Origin of the sequence: Streptomyces capoamus (genome assembly GCF_014654935.1) — a bacterium.
GTDB classification, from domain to species: domain Bacteria; phylum Actinomycetota; class Actinomycetes; order Streptomycetales; family Streptomycetaceae; genus Streptomyces; species Streptomyces capoamus.
In genome coordinates, this window is the sequence record NZ_BNBF01000039.1 from 29,436 (window position 1) to 36,672 (window position 7,237).

The window sequence follows — 7,237 nt, forward strand, 5'->3', positions numbered from 1 at the left end:
CACCAAGGGCACCGCCACGCAGACCGCCTTCACCAAGGCCTCCCCGACCCCGAACCCGTCGGCCTCGAAGACGTCACCGGCGTCCCCGACGTCGCCGGCGTCCCCTTCGAAGTCTCCGTCCACGACCCCGTCCGCGACCCCCAGCCCCGGCCCCACTCTCTCGGAGGACGAGCAGAAGGTCGTCTCGCTGTGCGGTAAGCAGTAGGCAAGCCGTGAGAGGCCCTGTCACACGATGAGCAGTACTACGAACCCGTCGACGCATCACACGTCCACGATCGGCGCCATCGGCGCGCCGAGCCGCCGCAACACCGAGCTGGCCCTGCTGGTCTTCGCCGTGGTCATCCCGGTGTTCGCCTATGCCAACGTGGGCCTGGCCCTCGACGGCCGGATCCCCACGGGGCTGCTGAGCTACGGCCTGGGGCTCGCCCTGCTGGCCGGCGTCGCCCACCTCGCCGTACGCAAGTTCGCCCCGTACGCGGACCCGCTGCTGCTGCCGCTGGCGATGCTGCTCAACGGCCTGGGACTCGTCGTGATCTGGCGGCTGGACCAGTCCAAGCTGCTGCAGTCGCTCAGAGGCTTCTCGCCGTCCGCGCCCCGCCAGCTGCTGTTCACCGCGCTCGCCATCGCCGTGTTCGCCGTGGTGCTGATCTTCCTGAAGGACCACCGGGTCCTGCAGCGCTACACCTACATCTCGATGTTCGGCGCCCTGGTCCTGCTGATCCTGCCGCTGGTACCGGGCCTCGGGGCCGACATCTACGGCGCGAAGATCTGGATCAGGATCCCCGGTCTCGGCTCCCTGCAGCCCGGTGAGTTCGCCAAGATCGTGCTCGCGGTCTTCTTCGCCGGCTACCTGATGGTGAAGCGGGACGCCCTGGCCCTGGCCAGCCGCCGCTTCATGGGCCTGTACCTGCCGCGCGGCCGCGACCTCGGCCCGATCCTGGTCGTCTGGGCGATCTCGATCCTCATCCTGGTCTTCGAAACCGACCTCGGCACCTCGCTGCTGTTCTTCGGAATGTTCGTCATCATGCTGTACGTCGCCACCGAGCGGACCAGCTGGATCGTCTTCGGTCTGCTGATGGCCTCGGCCGGTGCCGTCGGCGTGGCGAGCTTCGAGACGCACGTGAAGAGCCGTGTCCAGTCCTGGCTCGACCCGATGCGCGAGTACACCCTCAGCCGCCAGGGCCAGATCGGCCACTCCGACCAGCTGCAGCAGTCTCTGTGGGCCTTCGGCTCCGGCGGCACCCTCGGCAGCGGCTGGGGCCAGGGCCACTCGGACCTGATCAAGTTCGCCGCCAACTCCGACTTCGTCCTCGCCACGTTCGGCGAGGAGCTGGGCCTGGCCGGCATCATGGCGATCCTGCTGATCTACGGCCTGATCGTGGAACGCGGCGTGCGTACCGCGCTCGCCGCCCGCGACCCGTTCGGCAAGCTGCTCGCGGTGGGCCTGTCCGGCGCCTTCGCCCTCCAGGTCTTCGTGGTGGCCGGCGGTGTCATGGGTCTCATCCCGCTGACCGGTATGACCATGCCGTTCCTGGCCTCCGGTGGTTCCTCCGTGCTGGCCAACTGGGGGCTGATCGCCATCCTGATCCGCATCAGCGACACCGCGCGCCGCCCGGCGCCCGCCCCCGCCGCCAACCCCGACGCCGAGATGACCCAGGTGGTCCGCCCGTCATGAACAAGCCTCTGCGCCGGATCGCGATCTTCTGCGGCCTGCTCATGCTGGCCCTGCTGATCCGCGACAACTACCTCCAGTACGTCCGGGCCGACAAGCTCAAGGACGACCCGAACAACCGCCGCGTCACGATCGCCCGCTACGCCACCCCGCGCGGTGACATCATCGTGTCCGGCGGCGACTCGATCACCGGGTCCGCCCTGTCCAGCAAGAGCGGCCTGAACGACCTCAAGTACAAGCGCACCTACAAGAACGGCCCCATGTGGGCGCCGGTCACCGGCTACGCCTCGCAGGCCTTCGGCGCCACGCAGCTGGAGTCCCTCGAGGACGGCATCCTCACCGGGAACGACGACCGGCTGTTCTTCCGCAAGACCCTGGACATGATCACCGGCAAGGAGCAGCAGGGCGGCAACGTCGTCACCACGCTCAACCCCGCCGCGCAGAAGGCCGCGTACGACGGCCTGAAGAGGCAGGGCGGCAAGGGCGCGGTCGTCGCCCTCGACCCCTCCACCGGCAAGATCCTGGCGCTGGCCTCCTACCCGTCGTACGACCCCTCGTCGTTCGCGGGCAACACCAACGACGACGCCGCCGCCTGGAAGAAGCTCCAGAAGAAATACAACCCCGCCGACCCGATGCTGAACCGGGCGCTGCGCGAGACCTACCCGCCGGGCTCCACGTTCAAGGTGGTCACGGCCGCCGCGGCGCTGGAGAACGGCAAGTACACCTCGGCCGACGAGAAGACCGACTCGCCGCTGCCGTGGACCATGCCGGGCACCACGACCCAGCTGAAGAACGAGGGCAACATCCCCTGCGAGAACGCGCCCATGCGGGTCGCGCTCCAGTACTCCTGCAACACCGTCTTCGGCAAGATCGGTGCGGACCTCGGCAACGACAAGATGCTCGCCGAGGCCAAGAAGTTCGGCTTCGACTCCGAGCAGTTCACCCCGGTCCGCTCCAGCGCCTCGGTGTTCTCCGACGACATGAACCAGTCGCAGACCGCGCTGTCCTCCATCGGCCAGTACAACACCGCCGCCACCCCGCTGCAGATGGCCATGGTCGCCTCCGCGGTCGCCAACGACGGCCGGCTGATGAAGCCGTACATGGTCGACGAGCTGCAGTCCTCCAACCTGGACCCGGTCACCAAGACCCAGCCGGAGGAGCTGAGCCGGCCGCTGTCGCCGAAGAACGCGCAGATATTGCAGGACATGATGCAGACGGTGGTCGACAAGGGCACCGGCACGCGCGCGAAGATCGACGGCGTCAAGGTCGGCGGCAAGACCGGTACCGCCCAGCACGGCGTCGAGAACAGCGAGAACCCGTACGCGTGGTTCATCTCCTACGCCAAGCTGCCCGACGGCAGCTCGCCGGTCGCCGTGGCCGTCGTGGTCGAGGACGAGGGCGCCAACCGCGACGACATCTCCGGCGGCGGCCTGGCCGCGCCGATCGCGAAGAACGTCATGGAGGCGGTCATCGACTCCAAGAAGTGACCCCCGCCGATCACCGGGCGTGAGGCCGCTCACACCCCCTTCCCATCGCCGCACGTTGCGGTACCGGTCCTGTATCGGGTTACGGGCTTGGCCAGGTCACACAGAGCGAGCCGGGTACGGTAGGCCCGGACGGCAGCCTCCGGCCGTGCACACGGGTGCGCGGCCGGGACCGACGGAGAGGGCTGGTAGGTAGCTATGGAAGAGCCGCGTCGCCTCGGCGGCCGGTACGAGCTGGGCCAGGTGCTCGGCCGCGGTGGCATGGCAGAGGTCTACCTCGCGCATGACACCCGCCTCGGCCGCACCGTGGCGGTGAAGACGCTGCGCGCGGACCTCGCACGCGACCCGTCCTTCCAGGCCCGGTTCCGCCGGGAGGCCCAGTCGGCCGCCTCGCTCAACCATCCCGCGATCGTCGCGGTCTACGACACGGGCGAGGACTACATCGACGGGGTCTCCATCCCGTACATCGTGATGGAGTACGTCGACGGGTCCACGCTCCGCGAGCTGCTGCACTCCGGCCGCAAGCTGCTGCCCGAGCGCGCGATGGAGATGACCATCGGCATCCTCCAGGGCCTGGAGTACGCGCACCGCAGCGGCATCGTCCACCGCGACATCAAGCCGGCCAACGTCATGCTGACGCGCAACGGCCAGGTCAAGGTGATGGACTTCGGCATCGCCCGCGCCATGGGCGACGCCGGCATGACCATGACCCAGACCGCGGCGGTCATCGGCACGGCCCAGTACCTCTCCCCCGAGCAGGCCAAGGGCGAGCAGGTCGACGCCCGCTCGGACCTGTACTCGACGGGCTGCCTGCTCTACGAGCTGTTGACGGTACGGCCCCCCTTCGTGGGCGACTCCCCGGTGGCCGTGGCCTACCAGCACGTCCGCGAGGAACCGCAGGCCCCGTCGGTCTTCGACCCCGAGATCACGCCGGAGATGGACGCGATCGTCCTGAAGGCACTGGTCAAGGACCCGGACTACCGCTACCAGTCGGCCGACGAGATGCGCGCCGACATCGAGGCGTGCCTGGACGGCCAGCCGGTCGCGGCCACCGCCGCGATGGGCGCGGTCGGCTACGGCGGCTACCCCGACGACCAGCAGACCACCGCCCTGCGCTCGGACGCCCCGGCCGGGGCGACCGCCATGCTCCCGCCGATGAACCAGGACGACGGCGGCTACGGCTACGACGACCGCCCGGACCGCCGCCGCCAGCAGAAGAAGTCCAACACCTCCACGATCCTGCTGGTGGTCGCGGGCCTGCTGGTCCTGGTCGGCGCCATCCTGATCGGCAAGTGGGCGTTCAGCGGCAAGGACGCGGCCGACGGCAAGGTGCCCGTGCCGGCGTTCATTGGCCAGCCGGAGAAGACGGCCCGCAAAATGGCCGCCAACGTCGACCTGAAGGTCTCGGTCACCAAGAAGTCCTGCGAGGACCAGGCCACCGGGAACGTCTGCTCCCAGAACCCGGACCAGGGCACGAAGGTCGACAAGAACAGCACCGTCACCCTGGTGGTGTCCACGGGCGCGCCGAAGGTACAGGTGCCGGACGTGCTCGGCGCCCAGTTCGCCGACGCGGAGTCCCAGCTGAAGGCCAAGGGTTTCCAGGTCGACAAGAGGACCGAGGTCTCGGACCGCACTCCGGGTGTGGTCATCAATCAGGACCCGAACGGCGGCAGCCGGAAGGAAAAGGGCTCCACCATCACCCTCACGGTCGCCAAGCCGGAGGAGAAGATCACCGTCCCCGACGTCACGGGCAAGTCCTGTGACGAGGCGAAGGCCGAACTCCAGGCCAAGGGTCTGGTACCCGCCTGCAACGACACCCCGGTCAGCGACCCGGCCCAGGACGGCAAGGTCCAGAACACCAACCCGCCGGCGGGCCAGCAGGTCTCCAAGAACACCAACGTGGCGGTCAACGTCGGCAAGGCGCAGCAACAGCAGCAGAAGCAGGTGCCGAACGTGACGGGCCAGACCCTCAAGCAGGCCCAGCAGATCCTGCAGCAGCAGGGCTTCACGAACATCCAGGTCAGCGGCTCGAACGACGACAAGGCACGGGTCATTCAGCAGAGCCCGACGCAGGGCACCCAGGCGGACCCGGCCGGCACCCAGATCGTGCTGACCACCGTGGACCTCGGCGGCGGCGGCAACGGCAACAACGACAACGGCGGCACGAACATCTTCGGCGGCGTCAGCGGCTGACGTCCCCCGCGCACACGTGGGCCCCTGCCGGATCGTCCCGGCAGGGGCCCACGCGCATGCTCAGCGCAGCTCCGGCGGCGGGGTCCGCCTGCCGTCCACCTTCTCCACCCGGACCAGCTCCCCCCACACCACGTACCGGTAGCGGGAGGTGTACACCGGGGTGCAGGTGGTCAGGGTGATGTAGTGGCCGGGCTTCTTCCTGCCGGACTCCTCGGGGACGGCGGTCAGGACGTCGACGTCGTACTTCGAGGTCTCCGGGAGGATCGAGAAGACCTTGTAGACGTACCAGTCGTCCCGGGTCTCGAAGACGATCGGGTCGCCCTCCTCGATCTTGTCGATGTTGTGGAACTTCGCGCCGTGCCCGTCCCGGTGGGCGGCGACGGCGAAGTTGCCCGTCCGGCCGGTGGTGGGCAGCGTGGCCCTGACCGGGTCGGTGTAGTAGCCGGCCACGCCGTCGTCGAGGACGTCCGTGCCGGTGCCCTTCTCGACCAGCACCTCGCCGTTGTGCATGGCCGGCACGTGCAGGAACCCGATGCCGTCCTTCGTGTCGAGCGCGCCGGGGCCGGACTGCTGCTGCGCCCAGTGCTCGCGCACCCGGTCGGCCTCCCGGTGCGCCTTGCGGTCCGCTATCACGTTCGTCCACCACAGCGAGTAGACGACGAACAGGCCCAGCAGCACGCCCGCGGTGATGAGGAGTTCCCCGAAGACGCTGACCGCCAGGGCGATCCGGCCGGGGCGCCGGGGCGGGGCCGTATCCGGAACCGGTTCGGGCGCGTCCTTGGTCTCTTCGGTCTCGTCGGCGGTCGCTGCCACAGTTCCCTCTGCCCCTACTCGGTGAAGCCCTACTCGATGAGCGCGTCCGGCTTGCCCTTGCTGCGCGGGCGTTCCTGGACCATCTTGCCCCAGACGATCAGCCGGTACTTGCTGGTGAACTCCGGCGTGCAGGTGGTGAGGGTGATGTAGCGGCCCGGCCCGGTGAAACCGGAACCGGGCGGGACGGGATCGAGCACGCTGGTGTTGGACGGCGGGGTGACCGGCAGCATCGAGGTCACCTTGTACACGAAGTACGTGTCCTGTGTCTCGACCACGACCGCGTCACCGGCCTCCAGCCGGTTGATGTACCGGAACGGCTCACCGTGCGTGTTGCGGTGCGCCGCGAGGCCGAAGTTGCCGGTCCTCGCGTCGGGCATCGCCGTCTTCAGCGGAGCCTCGCCGTAGTGCCCGACCATGCCCTTGTCGAGCACCTTCTTGTTGCTGACGCCCTCCGCGATCGGCGCCACCACGTCCAGCTTGGGGATGTGCAGGATCGCGAAGCCCTGGCCCGGCTCGAAGACGCCCGGGTTCCGCTTGCCGCTGGCCCAGTCGTCCTGGAGCTGGTGCGTCTCGCTGCCGGCCTGCGCGTGCGCCCGGACGTTGGTCCACCACAGCTGGTAGGTGACGAACAGCAGCATGAGGACGCCGGTGGTGATGAACACCTCGCCGATCACCCGGCTGGCGACGGTGGCCGGGCTCGGCCTGCGCCGCCGGGCCTGCCGCCGGGCCTCCACCCGGGACAGGGGCCGCTGCGGGTCCCGCTGCGCCGGGGCAGCCGCCGTCTCCCGGTGCCCGCCGTGCCGCCCGCCACGCCGCTTGGCGGCCTTTCTGCGGGCCGCGCGGCCGCCCGGGGCGGCCGGGGCGGCAGCCGCGGCGGAAGGGGCCGCAGAGGCGCCTGTGGGTGCGCTCCACGGGTCGGAGGAGGCCGGCGCCGGGATCCGCAGCGCCATCGTCTCCGCGTCACCCGCGGGGCCGCCCGCCGGGCCGTCACCGGTGAGCCGGGGCAGCGGCGCCGTCGGCGGATCGGGCCGGCGTCCCGGGTACGGCCGCGCACCGGCGGGGGACTCGTACGGGC

General features: G+C 69.7%; 5 protein-coding genes and 1 pseudogene. 4 read left to right on the forward strand and 2 right to left on the reverse strand.

The window, feature by feature from the left end:
• The 4 genes and pseudogenes from IE312_RS43335 to pknB form a co-directional block, all read left to right on the forward strand.
• Nucleotides 1-205 (forward strand): annotated as a pseudogene (locus tag IE312_RS43335) (protein phosphatase); the annotation flags it as partial.
• A gap of 27 nt (nt 206-232) precedes the next feature.
• On the forward strand, nt 233-1,675 hold the full coding sequence (locus tag IE312_RS35760; protein WP_189986494.1) for an FtsW/RodA/SpoVE family cell cycle protein: 1,443 nt from the start codon (nt 233-235) through the stop codon (nt 1,673-1,675).
• Complete coding sequence (locus tag IE312_RS35765) at nt 1,672-3,159, forward strand: peptidoglycan D,D-transpeptidase FtsI family protein (protein ID WP_189986495.1); 1,488 nt, start codon at nt 1,672-1,674, stop codon at nt 3,157-3,159. Before IE312_RS35760 ends, IE312_RS35765 begins: the two co-directional genes overlap by 4 nt.
• A gap of 195 nt (nt 3,160-3,354) precedes the next feature.
• Nucleotides 3,355-5,349, forward strand: a complete 1,995-nt coding sequence (gene pknB / locus IE312_RS35770) for a Stk1 family PASTA domain-containing Ser/Thr kinase (RefSeq protein WP_189986496.1) — start codon at nt 3,355-3,357, stop codon at nt 5,347-5,349.
• A gap of 60 nt (nt 5,350-5,409) precedes the next feature.
• Here the strand turns inward: pknB and IE312_RS35775 are convergent, their stop codons facing one another.
• Together IE312_RS35775 and IE312_RS35780 are read right to left on the reverse strand one after the other, a co-directional pair.
• Entirely contained in the window at nt 5,410-6,162 is a 753-nt protein-coding gene (locus IE312_RS35775) for a class E sortase (protein ID WP_189986497.1), read from the reverse strand.
• Between the two features lie 29 nt (nt 6,163-6,191).
• On the reverse strand, nt 6,192-7,237 hold a 1,046-nt coding region (locus IE312_RS35780), incomplete at its 5' end, for a class E sortase (protein WP_229900848.1).